Here is a 16768-nt window from a genome sequence, read left to right as displayed (position 1 = left end):
GTCTCATTTTGAGGCGTTTCGCTCTCATCGGCAGCCAGCCCCTCAACCTGAGCCTTGCGCAACGCGCTGGCGCGGACCTTCTCGCTTTCGGACTTCAACTGACCACAGGCGGCCAGAATGTCACGGCCGCGCGGCGTGCGGATGGGCGAGGCGTAGCCGGCCTTGTTGAGGATGGCCGCAAAGGCTTCGATGGTGCGCCAGTCCGAACACTGATAGTCGGTGCCCGGCCACGGATTGAACGGGATCAGGTTGATCTTGGCCGGGATGCCCTTGATCAGCCTGATCAGTTCGCGCGCTTCGGCCGGGGAGTCATTGACGCCTTTCAGCATCACATATTCAAACGTGACGCGCCGCGCATTGGACAGGTCCGGATAGGCGCGGATGGCCGCCATCAGGTCCTTCAGCGGGTACTTCTTGTTGATCGGCACCAGCACGTCACGCAGCTCATCATTGGTGGCGTGCAGCGAAATGGCCAGCATGGCCGCCGTGCGCTTGCCCAGCGAGTCCAGTTCCGGCACCACGCCGGAGGTTGAAACCGTGATGCGGCGGCGCGAAATGGCGATGCCTTCATTGTCCGAAATGATGTCGATGGCATCGGCGACATTGTCGAGATTGTACAGCGGCTCGCCCATGCCCATGAAGACGATATTGGACAGGCGGCGGTCTTCCTTGGGCGACGGCCATTCGCCCAGGTCATCGCGCGCCACCTGCACCTGCGCCACGATTTCGGCGGCGGTCAGGTTACGCACCAGACGCTGCGTGCCCGTATGACAGAAGGAGCAGTTCAGCGTGCAGCCAACCTGAGACGAGACGCACAGGGCACCTGAGCGGCCGACATCCGGGATATAGACGGTTTCGACCTCGATACCGGGCGCCATGCGGATCAGCCACTTGCGTGTGCCGTCTTTCGATACCTGACGCTCGACCACTTCGGGGCGGGCGAGGGTGAATTTTTCGGCCAGAGGCCCGCGCTGATCCTTGCCGATATCGGTCATCTTGTCGAAATCGGTAAAGCCGTAATGGTGCACCCAGCGCCAGATCTGCTGGGCGCGCATCTTGGCCTTGCGCTCCTCGACCACGCCGGACTCTTTCAGCGCCGCGATCAGGCCATCGCGCGTCAGCCCGGTGATATTCACCTTAGCGGGCGCGGCGGGTTTGGCGGACAGGTCGAGCGTATAGGCCACGGAGGACTCTCAGAAAAGGCACAGATGCGGGGAGCGAGTGCGTTAAGTTTTGACGCAAAATGCCGCCCGGCTATCACCGTGACGGCATTTTGCTAGGCCTATACAGGAAAACGCGCGGAATGTCTAATTGGGATGTATCCTGGAGCGCTTTCCGAAAAGTGTGACGCACTTTTCGGATGAAAAAAGCGCGTTAAACCAAAAATTTAGAGCGTGACTTTGATTCAATCTGCACAAAACACGCTCTAAGGCGCTTGACATCCTCCCCTGTAGCGAAGCGTACGGGGGAGGGGGACCCCGAAGGGGTGGAGGGGGCTCTACTGGGCCTTCAGATACGCAATAATCGCGGCGCGGTTTTCGGGTTTTGACACCGACTGCGGCATATAGGTGCCGGGGTAGAGCTTTGACGGATCGCTGAGGAACCGGTCGAGATGCGCGGTGTCCCAGTGCAGGCCCTTGGCCCCGGCGGCCTTGAGGGCCGGCGAGTAGGCAAAGCCCGCGACACTGGCCACCCTGCGGCCGACCACGCCTTTGAGCGCCGGCCCCTGACCATTGGCCGCTGTCACTTCGTGACAACTGGCGCAATAGCGCTCAAACAGGTCTTCGCCGGATACGGTTTGCGCCTGTGCACCGGATGCGGCCAGCAGGCCCGCGAGCATTAGCGCGGCCTTCATAAAAACACCCCCTGCGCCACGCGCCCCATCAGGATGACCACGGCGATAAAGTTGATCAGGAAGACCAGCCCGCGCAACGGCACATTCGTCGTCAGGGTCTGCACGCCCGTATGGATCAGCCGTCCGATCAGAAACAGCCAGGCGGCGGCGATGTCGATCGCTTCGATGCGGCCCGACTGATAGATGATGGCCGCAGCAAACAGGGCAAAGACCGGCAGTTCAAACTGATTGGACAGGTTGCGCGCCACGCGCTTTGAGCGCTCCGGGTCGGCATTGGCGTTGACGAAGGCTGAGGCCTTGATCTCGCCTCTGCGCAGCGCCGTCTGGCGTTCCCAGGTCAGCCAGATATAGAGCCCGGCCACCAGCGCAAAATGCCCCAGAAACGGCAGCAGAAACAGTTGGTCAGTGGTCAGATCAGGCATGGGCGTCTCCACAGACCGGGCAATCCGGTTCACGCGGTAAGGCAATGACGCGTGAGGTCATCGACAGGCCGTCGAAGATCAGCAGCTTGCTGATCAGCGGGTCGCCTGCGCCGCTGATCAGCTTGATCACCTCCAGCGCGCTCATCGAACCGATAATCCCGGCCAGAGCGCCAACAATGCCGACCCGCTCACAGGTTTCAGCGTCGGGCGGAATCTCCGGCACGAGGCACTGATAGCAGGGCGTGCCTTTGAACACCGCCACCTGACCGCTGAACCGTCCCAGCGCGCCGGACACCAGCGTCTTGCCCTGCGCCACACAGGTGCGGTTGACCAGATGCCGCGTCTCGAAAGTGTCGCAGCCATCGAGCACGATGTCATAGCCGCTGATGATTTCCGCCGCGTTGTCGGGCGTCAGCCGCACGGGATGGAGGTTCAGCGTGGCGTGCGGATTGAGCGCCGACAGGCGCGCCTTCGCCACCTCGGACTTAAGCGCCCCCACATCGCCGGTGGCGTACAGGACCTGTCTTTGCAGATTGGACAGGCTGACCGCATCGTCATCGAGCAGGCCCAGCGTACCGATGCCCGCCGCCGCCAGATACAGCGCCGCCGGGGCCCCGATGCCGCCCAGACCAACGATCAGCACCTTGGCGCCTTTCAGACGGCGTTGCCCCATACCGCCAACCTCTTTCAGCACAATGTGCCGGGCATAGCGGTCAAGATCGTCGTCACTCAGTTGGGGGGGCACATCGGTCAGGGGCATGGCCTCAGATATAAAGGGCGTCGGGCCACCCCGCCAGCCCTCATCTGTTCGTTTACCGTTAACGGGCGGCGGCCTATAATCCCTCACGGTTACAAAGGATATTAGGCTGTGGTGGCAATTTAAGATTTAGCGCGGCTTCTCCTCCCCATATCATGGGGTTTAGCGTAGCGAAAGTATAGCTTTCGCAAGCGATGGGCAGCGAGCGGAGCGACGCTGACGGAGGGGTATAACCCCCGTAAGATACCCCTCCGCCTCGTAAACTCGGCACCTCCCCATAAAATGGGGAGGAGGGAGATCGCAAACGTTAAACCGTCACCACAACCGAAAGCGTGTTTCGTTTGGGCTGGCTCGAAACGACGCTGTAAATTTTTGGTTTTAGGAAAGCATTCTTGATGCGGCGGACCCTCAGACAGATTAGCGGCAAACGGCGCTCCGAAAGGGGCGATGCCCGGCTGGGGGTGACGCTGGCCTTTGTCGCCGGGGCGGTCAATGCCGGGGGCTTTCTCGCCGTCGGCGTCTATACGTCGCACATGTCGGGCATGGTCGCCTCCTTTGCCGACGATATGGTGCTGGGCAAGGTCGGCCCGGCGGTTCTGGCGCTCACCTATGTGCTGTGTTTCTTTCTGGGGGCGGTGACGTCCAGTCTTTTGATCAACTGGGCGCGGCTGAAGCGGCTACATTCGGAGTTTGCCCTGACGCTGGGGCTTGAGGCGGTGTTGTTGTTGTTGTTCGGCCTGCTGGCTGCGGGACTGATCGGGGATATTGACCTCAGCCTGCCCCTGACCATCGGGCTTTTGTGCTATCTGATGGGCTTGCAGAACAGCCTGATGACCAAGCTGTCGCACGCCGAAATCCGTACCACTCACATGACGGGGATTATCACCGACTTAGGGATCGAGGCCGGGCGCTTCCTGTTTGGGCGCGCCACCCATGCCGAAGCGCGTTTTCATCCGAAGAAGGCGCGGTTACTGCTGTCGCTTCTTGTGGGTTTTGCGGCGGGCGGGCTTACGGGGGCGTTTGGCTTCAGCCATATGGGCTTTGTGACCGTGCTGCCCCTGTCGCTGGGGCTCGGTCTGATCGCCCTTGTGCCCATGCTGGACGACTTGTCCCGGCAAAAACGCCGCCGGGGCTTGAAAGGCCCCACAGAAACCGCCAATTAAGCCGGTATGACGGATAAAAACTTCCCCAACTGGCACGGGACGACCATCGTCGCCGTGCGCAAAAATGGCAAGACGGTCATCGCCGGTGACGGTCAGGTGTCGATGGGCCCCACCATCGTCAAGGGCGGCGCGAAAAAGGTCAGGACTCTGGCCGGCGGAAAGGTGATCGTCGGCTTTGCCGGGGCGACCGCCGATGCCTTTACCCTGCTGGAGCGGCTGGAGGCCAAGCTGGAACTCTATCCGGATCAGCTGGCGCGGGCCTGTGTTGATCTGGCCAAGGACTGGCGCACTGACCGCTATCTGCGCCGCCTTGAAGCCATGCTGCTGGTGGGCGACAAGAACCACATCCTGACCATTACCGGGGTCGGCGACGTGCTGGAGCCCGAAGACGGGGTGGCGGCCATTGGGTCGGGCGGCACCTATGCCCTGTCGGCGGCGCGGGCGCTGCTCGACTATGAGCCCGATGCCGAGGTGATCGCGCGCAAGGCCATGCAGATCGCCGGGGATATCTGCGTCTATACCAATCACAGCATCACTCTGGAAAAGCTGGAAGCGTGATCGCCTTTCGTCCCCTGACCGATAACGATGCCGGACTTCTGCTGTTGTGGATGGCCTCGCCGCACGTGCGCCAGTGGTGGGTCAATGACGGCCAGACCGCGGAGGACGCCGTCGAAGACGCCCTGGCCTATATCGGCGCGGCCAATGCCACGGCGTGGATCTTTAGCTGGAATGGCCGTCCGGCGGGTTACACCCAGTGTTATGAGTGCCACCCCGATCACGAGCCGGGCACCCCCTGCCATGCGGAGTCGCCCAGGGGCACCTTCCTGATCGACCTGTTTATCGGCGATGCGGCTCTGCTGGGGGAGGGGATCGGCACGCAGGTTCTGACTCAGCTCAGCAACGGCATGTTCAAAAAGGGTGCCCTGTGCATGCGGGTGGCCCCCCAAACGACCAATGCCGCCGCCCGTCGCGCCAGCGAAAAGGCGGGCTTCGTCCCTGTCGGCCCGACGCCCTGCGGCCGCATGGTCCTGATGCAGCGCACGCCGGAACTGAACGCCTGAATTTAGGAATACAAAGCCAAATGACCACCTTTTCACCGCGTGAAATCGTCTCCGAACTCGACCGTCATATTATCGGCCATGCTGACGCCAAGAAGGCCGTGGCCGTGGCGCTGCGCAACCGCTGGCGGCGCAAGCAGACCGACGCGGCCATCCGTGATGAGATCACGCCGAAGAATATCCTGATGATCGGGCCGACGGGCGTCGGCAAGACTGAGATCGCACGCCGTCTGGCCAAGCTGGCTCAGGCCCCGTTTATCAAGGTCGAGGCGACCAAGTTTACCGAGGTCGGCTATGTCGGGCGCGACGTCGATCAGATCGTGCGTGATCTGGTCGAAGCCGCCATCCTGATGGTCAAGGACAAGAGCCGTCAGGGCGTGCGCGCCAAGGCCGAGGCGCAGGCCGAGGAGCGCCTGCTGGACGCGCTGGTCGGACCGGCGGCGCAACCGGCGACGCGCGACAGCTTCCGCAAGCGCCTGCGCAATAACGAGTTGGACGACAAGGAGGTCGAAATCACCGTCGCCGATACGGGCGGCGCGATCGGGGCCTTCGAGATTCCGGGGCAGCCGGGCAATCAGATCAATCTGGGTGAGATGCTGCAAAAGGCCATGGGCGGACGGCAAAAGACCGTGCGACTGACGGTGGCGGCAGCCCAGCCCATCCTGCTGTCCGAAGAGTCGGATAAGCTGCTCGATCAGGAGGCTGTGTCGCGTGAGGCGCTGAGCCTCGCCGAACAGGAAGGCATCGTCTTCCTCGATGAAATCGACAAGGTGGCCTCGCGTCAGGAGCGCGGCGGGGCCGATGTGTCGCGCGAAGGCGTGCAGCGCGACCTCTTGCCGCTGATCGAAGGGACGACGGTTTCGACCAAGTACGGGCCGGTGAAGACCGACCATATCCTGTTTATCGCCTCGGGTGCCTTCCATGTGGCCAAGCCGTCGGACCTCTTGCCGGAGCTTCAGGGGCGCCTGCCCATCCGGGTCGAGCTGAAGGCCCTGACGCAGGACGATTTCCGACGGATTCTGTCTGAGCCTGAAGCCAATCTGATCAAACAAAATCAGGCGCTGATGGCCACCGAAGGGGTGACGCTGGCGTTCGAAGACGGCGCGATTGCCGAAATGGCCGCGGCTGCGGCTCAGGTCAATGCCAAGGTCGAGAATATCGGGGCGCGCCGTCTGCACACCATTATCGAGCGGGTGATGGAGGAGCTGAGCTTCACCGCCGCCGATCAGACGGGGCAGACCGTGACCATCACCGCCGACTATGTGCGCGAACGTCTGGGTGAGGTGGCAGGCGACGCCGACCTCAGCCGCTATATTTTGTAAGCCAAAGCCCCGGATCGCTCCGGGGCTTTTGTTATCTCAGATAGGTGTCGTAATTGTCGCCAAAGTCATCATAGTGACTGAGCAGCAGTTCGCGGAACTGCGCCGTGAGTTGATCGACATTCAGTTTGCGCGCGGCGAGGAACTGCGTCTTGTCGGCGCTCTGGGCGGCGCAGGAAAAGGCCGTATAGCGCGTGGCGGCCTGAAGCAGGGCCCCGCCGGCTTCGCCGATCGAGCTTTTGTGCGCGTGGCTGTTGGTCAGGTCGATATGGTCGGCCGCCATCTGACGGAAGACGTCGTTAGAAACGGTAGGCGTGGTCATCCCTTGTCCTTTTCGCTCGGCACCTTGGCCATGTAGGTGTCGAAGTTCTTCGCATATTCAATGTAGTGGATGTCGAGGTATTCGCGGAAGCGGGCGCTGATTCTGGCGACCATATCCTCCTTTTTGGCCAGCATATCGGCACCGGTCGGTTCACCCACAGCGGTTATGAAGGCGCTGTAGCAGGCGGCGGCGTGCAAAAAAGCGCCTTCGGAGATGGAAAAGGAATCCACAGCCTTGGCCTGTGCATTAGCAATATGGATGAATTCCGCTGTGAGCGCGTTAAACGCTTCGGCACTCAGTTGTTTGGGCTGGGTCATTTGGGGATGCCCAGATTGGGGCGACCATATTCGGCAAAGTTTTGCGCGTACTCTTCGTAATGTCCCTCAAGATACTGGCGATACAGCTTCACATAGTGGTCAATGTGCGCCTCCTTGCTTTGCAGCATGACTCGACCGCCGACAAATTGCGTGGACGACACGAAGGCATTGAAACGGGCTGCCGCGTGCATCAGGGCAGCCCCAGCCTGCCCAGGGTTGGCCTCCTTGAGGTGACCATTTGCGAGTTCAATATGCTCGATCATCAGTTCATTGAAGCGATGGTCTGTCAGTTCAGCCACAAGGTTACTCCTGTAAAACGAGCCGTCTATCTGGTGTCAACGTGAAGGCTTTGTCAACGTGCGCAGCAACGCCGCCGAGGCCTCATCGCACAGGCGATAGACGGCCTCGAAATCGCGGGTGTCGCCGTAATAGGGATCGGGCACGTCCTTCGTCAGGCTCAGCGCTTCCTCAAGATAAAGACCGATGCGGGCGGTGGTATCATCCGGGGCGATTTTGCGGATATGGCGCACATTATCGCGGTCGAGGCCAAGGATCAGGTCGAAGCGGTAAAAGTCGTCGCGGTGAAGCTGACGCGCGCACTGGGTGGAAATATCGACCCCATAACGCGCCGCCACGGCGACGGAACGCCGGTCGGGCCCTTCGCCCGCGTGCCAGCCGCCGGTCCCGGCGGAGTCGATGACAAAGCGGTCGCTCAGACCCGCCAGTTCGACATGGTGGCGCAAAAGGCCCTCGGCCAGCGGCGAACGGCAGATATTACCCAGACAGACAAACAGAATGCAGACCATGGGAAACGCTTAGCCCGTTCGTCGCTTCCCTCGCAAGGCGTGTCTTGCGGGCGGCCTGAAATCATTTCACAATACGGCCATGACCGCGCCGCTTCCCGAACTTGAGCCCTTTATCGACCGCCTTCAGGCCATTTCCGACCGCTATGAGCGCGTCTATGGCATCGACCGGGGCGGCGACTGGCACCTGCTGAAAATGCAGGAAGAGATGGGCGAGCTCACCCAGGCCTATCTGGCCATGACCGGACGATCGCGCCGGGACGCCACAGAGGCGAAGCATGAGGTGGCGATGGAGATAGCCGACCTGATCTGCATGACGCTGCTGATGGCGCGCGCCGAAGGCATCGACCTTAATGCCGCCATCGCCGAGAAATGGCTCAAATGGGAGGCTGTGATGGCGGCGGAAGCCACACATGCGTAGTGCCGCCGCCGTCAAAAAGCTGTTCGAGCGCTTTGAGGCCGATAAGCCGGAACCCAAGACCGAACTGAATTTCTCCAATCCGTTTACGCTGGTGGTGGCCGTCGCCCTGTCGGCCCAGACGACCGATGTGGCGGTCAACAAGGCGACCGGACCTTTGTTTGCCCTGGCCGACACGCCGCAGGCCATGCTCGATCTGGGTGAAGAACGCCTGATGCAGATGATCTCTTCCATCGGGCTTTATCGCAACAAGGCAAAGAATGTGATGGAGATGTGCCGTATCCTGATCAGCCGTTTCGACGGTCAGGTGCCGCTCAATCGCACGGACCTGCTCAGCCTGCCGGGCGTGGGGAACAAGACGGCGTCGGTGGTGCTCAATGAGCTGGATATCGAGCCGGCCATTGCGGTCGATACGCATGTTTATCGCGTCTCGCACCGACTGGGGCTGGTCGATGACGGCGCCACCACGCCGGACAAGGTCGAAGCGCAACTGATGGCCTCCATCCCGCGCAAATGGCTGACGCGGGCCCACCACTGGCTGATCCTGCACGGGCGCTATACATGCACAGCACGCAACCCCAAATGTATGGCCTGTCTGGTCGAAGACCTATGCCCCAAGCGCGGGGTGGGTTAGGTGAAGGGCCCTTCCGATCCGCGTCAGAACCCAGCACGGGCGTCGGTCCGGTTTCGCTTCGGGCGTATCTTGGCCCGCCCAGTATAGTTGTGGTCTGTGGGGTAAGTCCTGCGGCAGGCGGATGTTCCACACAAGGCCAAGCGCCTCCAGAGCTTTCAAAAGCCAGTATCCCGGATCACTTTGTCCTTTATAGATGCCGATACGGGCGGAACCGGGGAAGGCATGGTGATTGTTATGCCAGCCTTCGCCCATCGTGATCAATCCGGTGAAACTGACGTTGCGGCCCTGTACGCCAGCGCCATCAACATGCCAGTCATGGGCGTCTCCCGTGTGGGCCAGATAGCCAATCAGCCAGTGTCCGGTGACGGTCACCGTGATCTGTGCGCACACGCCCCAGATGACCCACGCCCAACCGCCCATCAGATAGAAGCCTATAGCCCACGGCACATGCACCATGATCCAGTGGCGGTCGATGAGGCGATAGAAACGGTCTTTGGCCACTTCCGGTTCAATCGTCAATGCGGGTGGTTGATTCAGGTGAATGTCACAATGCATCTGCCAAATGGCATCGGTCAGCGGCGGTTGGCGATGAGCAAAGTAGTCATGGCATGTCGGCTGCCTCTGTGCCCAGTCGCGGTAATCGTGCGTCCGGATCATGGCAAAGGGGCCGCCTAATCCGACCAGTGTGCCCATATAGACCAGCAACCGCTCAAGCCACCGCGGGCAATCAAAACTCTTGTGTATCAGGCGCCGGTGCATCCCGACCGAGTGCCCCAGCAGAAGCACCATCACGGTTTTGGCGGTAAACAGAGCAAGCGTATCAAGCCGGAAGTAATGGACGGTTCCATAGACCGTGGCCGCATACATGCTCAGCAGGAAGAGGGACTTGACGGGCGACCATACGACACTCCCCTTGACCGGGTCGGCAGGGAGGCTTTCGTCAATCCGTTTTATGTTCTCGAACGGGGCGGTCATATTCAGCCTCCTGAGCGCCCCCCTTCGCCCGGAGTGCCGCGCTTTCTTGTTTGTAGGTCTGGCTTACGGGGCAGAAATCATTGAGAAAATCGTACAGGTTTGTAACGAGATTGTCGCGCAGCAGACTGTAGTAAACGAATTGCCCGACCTTTTCCGAACGGATGAGGCCCGCGTTTTCCAGCACGTCGAGATGTTTGGAAATCGAAGGTTTGGACATGTCAAAGCGCTCAGCGATCTCACCGGCGTTCAACCGGGCGCTCGACAGGTAAGCGAGTATTTTTCGCCGTGTCGTTGACGACAGGGCGTTGAAAATCTTGTCCATGGATACAAAGTTAATTAGCTAATTCGCTAAATATCTACTTTTCTAAATGTGAATGTCAAGTCAACTCTGAAGCGAAGAAGTTCACACCACAAAAATCTCCTGAAGCGTGGAAAGGGTCGTCATCAGAGTCGGATTGTCCAAGGCCCCCAGCCGTTTGATCAGTCGCGTCTTATCGAGCGTGCGAATCTGATCCAGCAGGATCAGGCCGTTTTTGCCCTGAAACGTCAGCGGGATGCGAAACGGAGCATTGCGGCTGCCCGTGGTCATCGGGGCGACCATGACGGTGCGCAGGTGATCGTGCATTTCGGGCGGAGAGATGATCACACAGGGCCGCGTTTTCTGAATCTCGCTGCCCACCGTCGGGTCTAATGCCGCCAGCCACACCTCGCCGCGCGTTACCATTTCAGGTCTGCGTCATCGGCATTGGCCACGTCCGGCCAGACCAGCCCGTCGTCTCCGGCTTCGGCCAGTGCCCGGCTGGCCTCGCTCCAGCCTGCGCGGGCGGTTTTGGGCTTTTCAAGGATGATGGCCGTGTCGGTGACGGTCATTTCCACACTGTCCGACAACTCCAGTTGCGCGATCACCGCCTTGGGGATGATCACGCCCTGGGAATTGCCCATCTTGCGCAAGCTGGCTTTCATGTAGAGCCTCCGTTAGCACAAAGTTAGCACGATGGCTGTGGAAAAGCAATCAGTGCCTGTGCCCGCATAGCCCCAATGCGTCTTCGACCGCGTGGCTGAGGCGGGCCGGGGCGGCGTCTTCGTATTTGAGGTAGAGGTCGGGCTCGATCAGCTCCAACTCCATCAGGCAGAAGTCACCGGCGGCATTGCGCACCATATCGACGCGCGCATAGAGCAGGGTCTGACCCACATATTCCAGCGCCTGATAGGCCAGTTCGACGGCGGCGACCGGCGGGGTCTGCACCCGCAGGTGGGCGTTATAGTCGGGTTGTGAACGGAAATCGCCGGGCTTGGGCGTTTTCAACACCGCATGGCTGAAATCGCCGCCGAAGAAGATCAGCGACCATTCGCCTTCCGACTGGATGGCCGGCATGAAGGGCTGGATCATCGCATCAGTCTCCGGCGCGCCGTCGGGCACGTCGGCCCCTGCCCAGATGAGGGTTTTCTTGGCCCCGGCGGAGATGCGCGGCTTGAGCACCAGCGCGTCCTGCGCAAAATCGGCACGGGCGCGGCTCATAGTTTCGGGCGTCAGCGCGTCGGCAAACAGGGTCGGGACGATGCGGATGCCGCCTTCGGCCAGATCGCGCAGGTAGGTCTTATCGACGTTCCAGCTGACGATTTCAGCCGGGTTGTGCATCCGGTAGCCCTTGGCCTTAATGTGGGCCAGAGCGCGGCGAAACTCATCGGGCGCATTGTGATAGCCCCAGGCGACTAGCGGCAGCACCAGATCATAGGGCCGCGTCAGAGGCTCCGACCACGGCTGCGCCTCGACCTCAAACCCTGCAAAAGCGGCGCGATAGGCCTCCAGCACGGCGGGCCAGCGGCCGTGATGCGACGGATGGGCCGGGTTCGGTGTCAGGATCAGAAGGGACTTTTTCATTTTCGCTTGCTCCGCGCGTGGTTTTTGCGCAAAGACACGCCCAATAGCAACCGGATAATCACGCATGTCTTCTGAGTACGACGTCACCGCCGTTGGTAATGCCATTGTGGACGTGCTGGCCCCCGCCAGCGAAGCGTTTATCGTGTCGGAAGGCCTGCCCAAGGGCGGCATGACGCTGATTGATCAGCACCGGGCGCTGAACCTCTATGGCAAGATGGTGGCCTTTGCTGAGTCGAACAGCGAAGACCTGACGCAGGAATCGGGTGGTTCTGTGTGTAACACCACGGCCGGCGTGGCCTCGTTTGGTGGCAAGGCGGCCTATATTGGCAAGGTGGCTCACGACGAACTGGGTGAGGTCTTCAGCCGTGATTTGAAAAAAGGTGGCGTGCATTTTGACGTGCCCTTCCTGCACGACGACCCGACCCATACGGGCCGCTGCCTGATCAATGTCACCGAAGACGGTCAGCGCACCATGGCGACCTTTCTTGGGGCTGCCGCTCTGGTGCAGCCCGAAGACGTCGATCCGCAACTGATCAAGGCGTCGCAGATCACCTATCTCGAAGGCTATCTGTTCGACACGCCGTCGGGTCGCGCGGCCTTTGCCAAGGCCTGTGAGATCGCCCGCTCGGCGGGCCGCAAAACGGCCATGACCCTGTCGGACAGCTTTGTCGTCGATCGCTGGCGCACCGACCTGCTGGCCTTTATTGAGCAGCATATTGACCTTGTCTTCGCCAATGAGTCCGAGCTTTTGTCGCTGTTCCAGACTGAAGATTTCGACAAGGCGGCGCGCTATCTGAAGTCCAAGGCCGATCTGGCCTTCGTTACCCGTTCCGAGCGCGGCTCGGTGGCGCTGAAGGCCGATCTGTCGCACGACATCCCTGTCTATCCGGTCACTGAGGTCGTCGATACCACCGGGGCCGGTGATCAGTATGCGGCCGGGGTGATGTATGGCCTGACGCAGGGCCTGCATCTGGAAACCTGCGGCCGTCTGGGGGCCCTGGCCGCCGCCGAGGTGATCAGCCACTACGGCCCGCGCCCGCAGGTCAGCTATGCCGAACTGGCGAAGCAGAATGGGTTGATTTAAGCTCTGCGTTTCAACGCCACATAGAGCGCGCCGGAGCCGCCGTGGCGGGCGTGGGCCTGTGATATCCCGGCCACGATGTGCGCCAGCGCCGGATCGGACAGCCATTCCGGTGCGTTGCGCTTCAATATGCCGTTTTCCGCCATGCCCTTACCCGTAATGACCAGAACGGCGCGATAGTCATTGGCCCAGGCCTGCTGTACAAAGGCCTTAAGGCGCTGTTCGGCCTGAATCTGATTCAGGCCGTGCAGGTCGAGGCGCGCTTCGATGGGGTCGCGTTCGCGGCTGATGCGGCGTTTGCGCTTGGGTTCAATCGGATCGGGGGCAAAATAGGTCGCTTCGCTCAGGCGAAAGCCGCTCTGCGGGCGCACGGCCTCACCGATTTTGAACGGCACCAGCGGCAGGGGGCGTTCGATACGCGGGGCGGAAAGCGTGTTTTGACCTTCGGGCAGGCCCTTGATGGTGACGGTCTCGATCTCCGGTTGGGCGAAGGGTGGTTTGACCGGTGCGGGCTTCTTTTTGCTGAGCGCGTGCGGACGCACCGTGGCCGTCACCAGATGCCACAGTTTCAGATCCTCGTCCTTCAGGCCAAAGCGCTTCATAGGGCTTAAATGGCATGGAGTGGCGCAGGGGGAAAGAGGGTTTCCACCCCACCCCCGTTCGTTTCACTCACGGTTCCCCTCCCCGCCAGCGGGGAGGTGTAAACCAGAACATCAATCCCGGCGTTTGGCGCGCGGGTTCTGTTTCGGCAGGTGCTGCACCGGGCGCAGCTTGCTCTCGACATGGCGGATGATCAGGTCGGCCACATCAACGCCGGAGGCCTTTTCGATCCCCTGAAGGCCCGGCGAGGAATTGACCTCCAGCACCTTGGGCCCGGAGTGCGAGCGCAGAATATCGACGCCCGCCACCTGAAGCCCCAGAGCGCGGGCCGCCTTCACGGCGATGTCGGCCTCTTCCGGTGTGATCTCGACCGACAGGGCCTTGCCGCCCTGATGCAGGTTGGCGCGGAAATCGCCGATCTTGGCCTTGCGTTTCATGGCCGCCACGACCTTTGAGCCGATGACGAGGCAGCGCAGGTCTTCGCCGTCGGCTTCGCGGATAAATTCCTGCGTCAGCAGTTCGGCATCCAGATCGCGGAAGGCCGAAATGACCGAGGCGGCGGCCAGATGCGTGTCGGCCAGCACCACGCCGCGTCCCTGCGCCCCCTTGGTCAGCTTGATGACCAGCGGCGCGCCGCCGACCAGTTGCACCACAAAGTCGGTGTCCTTGGGCGATTTGGCAAACGCCGTCACCGGCATGGGGATGCCCTTGCGCGCCAGCACCTGAAGCGCGTGCAGCTTGTCGCGCGAGGCCGAAATGGCCGAAGACCTATTGAGGCAATAGGCGCCTGTCGTTTCAAACTGCCGCACCACGGCCAGCCCATAGCTGGTCATCGGCACGCCGATGCGCGGGATGATGGCGTCGAACTGCGGCAGGGGCTTGCCGTCATAATGCACTTCGGGCCGCGTCACATTGATGTTCATGTAGCAGCGCGAGGTCTCGATGGCCTCGATGACGTGATCGCGGTTCTGCGCGGCCCTGATCAGGGCGCGGATCGAATAGTTGCCGGCATCCTGCGTCAGCACGGCCAGACGTAAGGGACGCTTCACGGCCTTTGGGGCATCGGCGCGGCTATAGACATCATAGGACAGGACCGGCAGGCGTTGCCCTGCTGTCGGATCGACCAGCGCGCCGAGGCTTTCCAGCGCCTGACGCCCGATCAGCATACGATAGGCCATGTTGGCGCGGTTGGTGAGCGACACCTCGATCGGGTGGTTGACGCCGTCGATCGAAATGTGGGTTTCGATGACGTATCGCCACTCCGTTTCGCCATTGGACGAGGTGACTTCGCGCTGATCCTTGAGGTCGGCGGAACAGGCAACCTCGATATCGTAACGGCCCGGCACCGGATTGACGACAAAGCGCACGCGCGGGCGTTCCGGCGTGCCGAAGACCTCGATATCCACCGCGTGCAGGGCCGAGGTGCGCGCCCCGGTATCGACCTTGGCCTTGATGGCCGGCAGGGCCAGATCGGGCAGGCCGACCCATTCTTCCCAGCCAAAGGTAAGCGGTGCGCTGTCGGTCATGGACGATCCTGCGTAACGGTTGAGACCTCCGCCCATAGGCCGTTTTTGCGACGTTTTTATAGCAGCCCGCGCCGACTTACGCCTTCTCTTTGGCCTCGGTGGTAAAGGCCAGCAATTGTCGCGTCAGGCGTTCACCGCGCTTGCCGGCCGCCAGAGCGGCTTCGGACAGGCGACGCAGGTCGGGGCTGTCGGCCTGACGCCCGATCATGTCGAGCGCGGCGTTCATGACGTTCAGCATCTGCGAGAAGTCGGCGGCCACATCACCGGCCAGACGCCCGACCGTCTCATAGCGTTGCGACAGGGCCAGAGCCGTATCGAGGCGTTCGGCCTGACGCTCCAGTTCCAGCTTGGCGAGTTGAAGCTGAGCGATCTCCAGCTCAAGCTGCCCGGTGCGCGCCTTCATCGTCAGGAATTCCAGACGATCCGGCCCGGCTTCGACCACAGGCGGCGGGGGCGGCGGCAGGTGGGCCGACAGGTCGAACGCGACCCCCAAAAGGCCCTCGAACTGCCCGTCCGTCATCACCGGGCTCAGGCGCTCCAGCACCGGCGCAAAGCCGTCCGGCGTCTTGACGCGATAGGACAACTCGCCCGCCGTCTTTTGCGCCAGATGTACGGCCAGCTCGGCGTGGATGCGGTCCTGATCGTCCGGGTGCAGGCTGTCGAGCCAGCCTTCACCGAAGAATTCCGGCGCGCCGCAGCCGGTCAGGGCCTGCCAGCCGGTCGAAAGGCGCGTCAGCGTGCCGTCGGTTTTCCACTGACGGTGCAGCGGGCTGAGGTCTCCGGCGATGTCTGTCAGTTGGCGCTCCGGCTTGATTTCCGGCACAGGCGCGGCCTGAAGCGCGGCAAATTCAGCCTCCAGATCGGCCTTTTCGTCCTTCAGCGCGCTCAGTTCGCCTTCCAACGCCTTGAGGCCCTGCAATTCAGCAATCTCGGCCTTCAGCGCCTCAATGTCGGCATCGCGCGTATCGGGCTCGGCTTCGGCGGCGGTTTGCGCCAGGGTCGCATAGTCCTGACGCAGGGTTTCCAGCTCGCTTTCCAGCGCCGTCAACTCAGCGGCGCGCGCCTTGAGCGTTTCGATTTCCGCCAGAGAGGCTTCGAGCGCCACGCTCAGCGGGCTCTCTTCCGGTTCCGATTTGGGCTCCGCTTTCAGCGCTTCCAGTTCGGCACGCAGGGCCTCAAGCTCCGGATTCTCGCCGGGTTTCGCAGTTTCGGCTTCGAGCGCCGCCTCTTTCAGGGCTTCCAGCTCGGCACGCAGGGCATCGCGTTCGGCTTCGGCCTCGCTGCGGGCCGTGTCGAGCGCCGCCAGATCGGCCTCCAGCGCCTCGATCTTCGCCGTGTCTTCGATGACCACAGGCTCAGACGCAGGCTCAGGGGCGGGCAGGGGGGCAGGGGTCACGGCTGCCTTGGCGTGCGTTACATCAATGGCCACGCCGAACAGTTCGCGGTGGCCATCGACCATCTGCGCCTGTCCTTTCAGCGAGACGTGACGCAGCGAGCCATCGGGCTGCGGAATGGTCAGATCCAGATCAAGTGTATCGCTTTGACCCGACATCAGGTCGCCAAACACCTCATTGGCGCGCAACTGGTCTTCGGCGGTGATGCGCGTCGGGCCGCCGTCAAATTCGCGCCCGATCAG

The 16768-nt window shown here is 61.7% G+C and carries 23 protein-coding genes and 1 pseudogene; 7 read left to right on the top strand and 17 right to left on the bottom strand.

What is annotated here, in order from left to right:
• The 4 genes from rlmN to moeB form a co-directional block, all read right to left on the bottom strand.
• A partial coding sequence (gene rlmN / locus Q0072_RS00790; RefSeq protein ID WP_298324328.1) for a 23S rRNA (adenine(2503)-C(2))-methyltransferase RlmN occupies positions 1 to 1184 on the bottom strand: 1184 nt, incomplete at its 3' end.
• A gap of 314 nt (positions 1185 to 1498) precedes the next feature.
• Positions 1499 to 1855, bottom strand: coding sequence for a c-type cytochrome (locus Q0072_RS00785; RefSeq protein ID WP_298324326.1), 357 nt, complete (start codon positions 1853 to 1855; stop codon positions 1499 to 1501).
• Positions 1852 to 2277: an MAPEG family protein gene (locus tag Q0072_RS00780; protein ID WP_298324323.1), complete on the bottom strand. Its 426-nt coding sequence runs from the start codon at positions 2275 to 2277 to the stop codon at positions 1852 to 1854. The genes Q0072_RS00785 and Q0072_RS00780 overlap by 4 nt, the downstream gene beginning before the upstream one ends.
• Positions 2270 to 3037 carry a molybdopterin-synthase adenylyltransferase MoeB gene (gene moeB, locus Q0072_RS00775; RefSeq protein WP_298324320.1) on the bottom strand — a complete coding sequence of 256 codons (768 nt, stop codon included), beginning with the start codon at positions 3035 to 3037 and terminating at the stop codon, positions 2270 to 2272. The genes Q0072_RS00780 and moeB overlap by 8 nt, the downstream gene beginning before the upstream one ends.
• 392 nt (positions 3038 to 3429) lie before the next feature.
• On the opposite strand from moeB, the gene Q0072_RS00770 reads away from it, so the two are divergent.
• Genes Q0072_RS00770 through hslU form a run of 4 tightly spaced genes read left to right on the top strand, consistent with a single transcriptional unit; the run spans position 3430 to position 6577 of the window.
• Positions 3430 to 4197, top strand: a complete 768-nt coding sequence (locus Q0072_RS00770; RefSeq protein WP_298324331.1) for a YoaK family protein — start codon at positions 3430 to 3432, stop codon at positions 4195 to 4197.
• Between the two features lie 6 nt (positions 4198 to 4203).
• Positions 4204 to 4755 (top strand): ATP-dependent protease subunit HslV, encoded by a 552-nt coding sequence (gene hslV / locus Q0072_RS00765; RefSeq protein ID WP_298324318.1) that lies wholly within the window; start codon positions 4204 to 4206, stop codon positions 4753 to 4755.
• A complete protein-coding gene (locus Q0072_RS00760) occupies positions 4752 to 5258 on the top strand; it encodes a GNAT family N-acetyltransferase (RefSeq protein ID WP_298324315.1) in 507 nt (168 codons plus the stop codon). The genes hslV and Q0072_RS00760 overlap by 4 nt, the downstream gene beginning before the upstream one ends.
• A 20-nt stretch (positions 5259 to 5278) precedes the next feature.
• Entirely contained in the window at positions 5279 to 6577 is a 1299-nt protein-coding gene (hslU, locus tag Q0072_RS00755; protein ID WP_290796091.1) for an ATP-dependent protease ATPase subunit HslU, read from the top strand.
• A 31-nt stretch (positions 6578 to 6608) separates the two neighbouring features.
• On the opposite strand, the gene Q0072_RS00750 is transcribed toward hslU, so the two are convergent.
• From Q0072_RS00750 to Q0072_RS00735, 4 genes are read right to left on the bottom strand one after another with little or no spacing between them, the layout of a single operon-like run.
• Positions 6609 to 6896: a DUF3144 domain-containing protein gene (locus Q0072_RS00750; protein ID WP_298324313.1), complete on the bottom strand. Its 288-nt coding sequence runs from the start codon at positions 6894 to 6896 to the stop codon at positions 6609 to 6611.
• Positions 6893 to 7213, bottom strand: coding sequence for a DUF3144 domain-containing protein (locus Q0072_RS00745; protein ID WP_298324310.1), 321 nt, complete (start codon positions 7211 to 7213; stop codon positions 6893 to 6895). Before Q0072_RS00745 ends, Q0072_RS00750 begins: the two co-directional genes overlap by 4 nt.
• Positions 7210 to 7512 (bottom strand): DUF3144 domain-containing protein, encoded by a 303-nt coding sequence (locus tag Q0072_RS00740; protein ID WP_290796098.1) that lies wholly within the window; start codon positions 7510 to 7512, stop codon positions 7210 to 7212. Before Q0072_RS00740 ends, Q0072_RS00745 begins: the two co-directional genes overlap by 4 nt.
• A 36-nt stretch (positions 7513 to 7548) precedes the next feature.
• On the bottom strand, positions 7549 to 8019 hold the full coding sequence (locus tag Q0072_RS00735) for a low molecular weight protein-tyrosine-phosphatase (protein ID WP_298324305.1): 471 nt from the start codon (positions 8017 to 8019) through the stop codon (positions 7549 to 7551).
• A 79-nt stretch (positions 8020 to 8098) separates the two neighbouring features.
• Between Q0072_RS00735 and Q0072_RS00730 the strand changes: the two genes are divergently transcribed.
• Positions 8099 to 8437: a phosphoribosyl-ATP pyrophosphohydrolase gene (locus Q0072_RS00730; protein WP_298324303.1), complete on the top strand. Its 339-nt coding sequence runs from the start codon at positions 8099 to 8101 to the stop codon at positions 8435 to 8437.
• The gene (gene nth / locus Q0072_RS00725; RefSeq protein ID WP_298324300.1) at positions 8430 to 9068 is read left to right on the top strand and encodes an endonuclease III; all 639 of its coding nucleotides are present in this window, start codon (positions 8430 to 8432) and stop codon (positions 9066 to 9068) included. Before Q0072_RS00730 ends, nth begins: the two co-directional genes overlap by 8 nt.
• Here the strand turns inward: nth and Q0072_RS00720 are convergent.
• The 5 genes from Q0072_RS00720 to Q0072_RS00700 all read right to left on the bottom strand — a co-directional run bounded on the left by Q0072_RS00720 (position 9042) and on the right by Q0072_RS00700 (position 11925).
• Positions 9042 to 10043: an acyl-CoA desaturase gene (locus tag Q0072_RS00720; RefSeq protein ID WP_298324297.1), complete on the bottom strand. Its 1002-nt coding sequence runs from the start codon at positions 10041 to 10043 to the stop codon at positions 9042 to 9044. The genes nth and Q0072_RS00720 overlap by 27 nt on opposite strands.
• On the bottom strand, positions 10009 to 10365 hold the full coding sequence (locus Q0072_RS00715) for a metalloregulator ArsR/SmtB family transcription factor (RefSeq protein WP_298324294.1): 357 nt from the start codon (positions 10363 to 10365) through the stop codon (positions 10009 to 10011). Before Q0072_RS00715 ends, Q0072_RS00720 begins: the two co-directional genes overlap by 35 nt.
• Before the next feature lie 81 nt (positions 10366 to 10446).
• On the bottom strand, positions 10447 to 10767 hold the full coding sequence (locus Q0072_RS00710) for a type II toxin-antitoxin system PemK/MazF family toxin (RefSeq protein ID WP_298324290.1): 321 nt from the start codon (positions 10765 to 10767) through the stop codon (positions 10447 to 10449).
• A complete protein-coding gene (locus Q0072_RS00705) occupies positions 10761 to 11006 on the bottom strand; it encodes an AbrB/MazE/SpoVT family DNA-binding domain-containing protein (protein ID WP_298324287.1) in 246 nt (81 codons plus the stop codon). Before Q0072_RS00705 ends, Q0072_RS00710 begins: the two co-directional genes overlap by 7 nt.
• Positions 11007 to 11055: 49 nt before the next feature.
• On the bottom strand, positions 11056 to 11925 hold the full coding sequence (locus tag Q0072_RS00700) for a hypothetical protein (RefSeq protein ID WP_298324285.1): 870 nt from the start codon (positions 11923 to 11925) through the stop codon (positions 11056 to 11058).
• Positions 11926 to 11989: 64 nt separating this feature from the next.
• Here Q0072_RS00700 and Q0072_RS00695 point away from each other — a divergent pair, with 64 nt between their 5' ends.
• The gene (locus tag Q0072_RS00695; RefSeq protein WP_298324282.1) at positions 11990 to 13009 is read left to right on the top strand and encodes an adenosine kinase; all 1020 of its coding nucleotides are present in this window, start codon (positions 11990 to 11992) and stop codon (positions 13007 to 13009) included.
• Here Q0072_RS00695 and Q0072_RS00690 read toward each other — a convergent pair.
• The 4 genes and pseudogenes from Q0072_RS00690 to Q0072_RS00680 all read right to left on the bottom strand — a co-directional run.
• Positions 13006 to 13608 (bottom strand): Smr/MutS family protein, encoded by a 603-nt coding sequence (locus Q0072_RS00690; RefSeq protein WP_298324278.1) that lies wholly within the window; start codon positions 13606 to 13608, stop codon positions 13006 to 13008. The two genes, Q0072_RS00695 and Q0072_RS00690, sit on opposite strands and share 4 nt — an antisense overlap.
• A 111-nt stretch (positions 13609 to 13719) precedes the next feature.
• On the bottom strand, positions 13720 to 14655 hold the full coding sequence (gene rimK / locus Q0072_RS00685; RefSeq protein WP_366941762.1) for a 30S ribosomal protein S6--L-glutamate ligase: 936 nt from the start codon (positions 14653 to 14655) through the stop codon (positions 13720 to 13722).
• Between the two features lie 75 nt (positions 14656 to 14730).
• A pseudogene (locus Q0072_RS21845) lies at positions 14731 to 15132 on the bottom strand (RimK/LysX family protein); the annotation flags it as partial.
• 76 nt (positions 15133 to 15208) lie between these two features.
• A partial coding sequence (locus Q0072_RS00680) for a PAS domain-containing protein (RefSeq protein WP_298324275.1) occupies positions 15209 to 16768 on the bottom strand: 1560 nt, incomplete at its 5' end.

Origin of the sequence: Asticcacaulis sp., assembly GCF_027484505.1 — a bacterium.
Taxonomy (GTDB): domain Bacteria; phylum Pseudomonadota; class Alphaproteobacteria; order Caulobacterales; family Caulobacteraceae; genus Asticcacaulis.
Note: the sequence above shows the minus strand (reverse complement) of the source record. Positions and strands in the feature narration are given on the sequence as shown.

Coding starts and splice junctions, on each gene's coding strand:
- Q0072_RS00785 (WP_298324326.1), bottom strand. CDS start 1,855: ATGAAGGCCGCGCTAATGCTCGCGGGCCTGCTGGCCGCATCCGGTGCA.
- Q0072_RS00780 (WP_298324323.1), bottom strand. CDS start 2,277: ATGCCTGATCTGACCACTGACCAACTGTTTCTGCTGCCGTTTCTGGGG.
- moeB (WP_298324320.1), bottom strand. CDS start 3,037: ATGCCCCTGACCGATGTGCCCCCCCAACTGAGTGACGACGATCTTGAC.
- Q0072_RS00770 (WP_298324331.1), top strand. CDS start 3,430: ATGCGGCGGACCCTCAGACAGATTAGCGGCAAACGGCGCTCCGAAAGG.
- hslV (WP_298324318.1), top strand. CDS start 4,204: ATGACGGATAAAAACTTCCCCAACTGGCACGGGACGACCATCGTCGCC.
- hslU (WP_290796091.1), top strand. CDS start 5,279: ATGACCACCTTTTCACCGCGTGAAATCGTCTCCGAACTCGACCGTCAT.
- Q0072_RS00750 (WP_298324313.1), bottom strand. CDS start 6,896: ATGACCACGCCTACCGTTTCTAACGACGTCTTCCGTCAGATGGCGGCC.
- Q0072_RS00745 (WP_298324310.1), bottom strand. CDS start 7,213: ATGACCCAGCCCAAACAACTGAGTGCCGAAGCGTTTAACGCGCTCACA.
- Q0072_RS00735 (WP_298324305.1), bottom strand. CDS start 8,019: ATGGTCTGCATTCTGTTTGTCTGTCTGGGTAATATCTGCCGTTCGCCG.
- Q0072_RS00730 (WP_298324303.1), top strand. CDS start 8,099: ATGACCGCGCCGCTTCCCGAACTTGAGCCCTTTATCGACCGCCTTCAG.
- nth (WP_298324300.1), top strand. CDS start 8,430: ATGCGTAGTGCCGCCGCCGTCAAAAAGCTGTTCGAGCGCTTTGAGGCC.
- Q0072_RS00720 (WP_298324297.1), bottom strand. CDS start 10,043: ATGACCGCCCCGTTCGAGAACATAAAACGGATTGACGAAAGCCTCCCT.
- Q0072_RS00715 (WP_298324294.1), bottom strand. CDS start 10,365: ATGGACAAGATTTTCAACGCCCTGTCGTCAACGACACGGCGAAAAATA.
- Q0072_RS00710 (WP_298324290.1), bottom strand. CDS start 10,767: ATGGTAACGCGCGGCGAGGTGTGGCTGGCGGCATTAGACCCGACGGTG.
- Q0072_RS00705 (WP_298324287.1), bottom strand. CDS start 11,006: ATGAAAGCCAGCTTGCGCAAGATGGGCAATTCCCAGGGCGTGATCATC.
- Q0072_RS00700 (WP_298324285.1), bottom strand. CDS start 11,925: ATGAAAAAGTCCCTTCTGATCCTGACACCGAACCCGGCCCATCCGTCG.
- Q0072_RS00695 (WP_298324282.1), top strand. CDS start 11,990: ATGTCTTCTGAGTACGACGTCACCGCCGTTGGTAATGCCATTGTGGAC.
- Q0072_RS00690 (WP_298324278.1), bottom strand. CDS start 13,608: ATGAAGCGCTTTGGCCTGAAGGACGAGGATCTGAAACTGTGGCATCTG.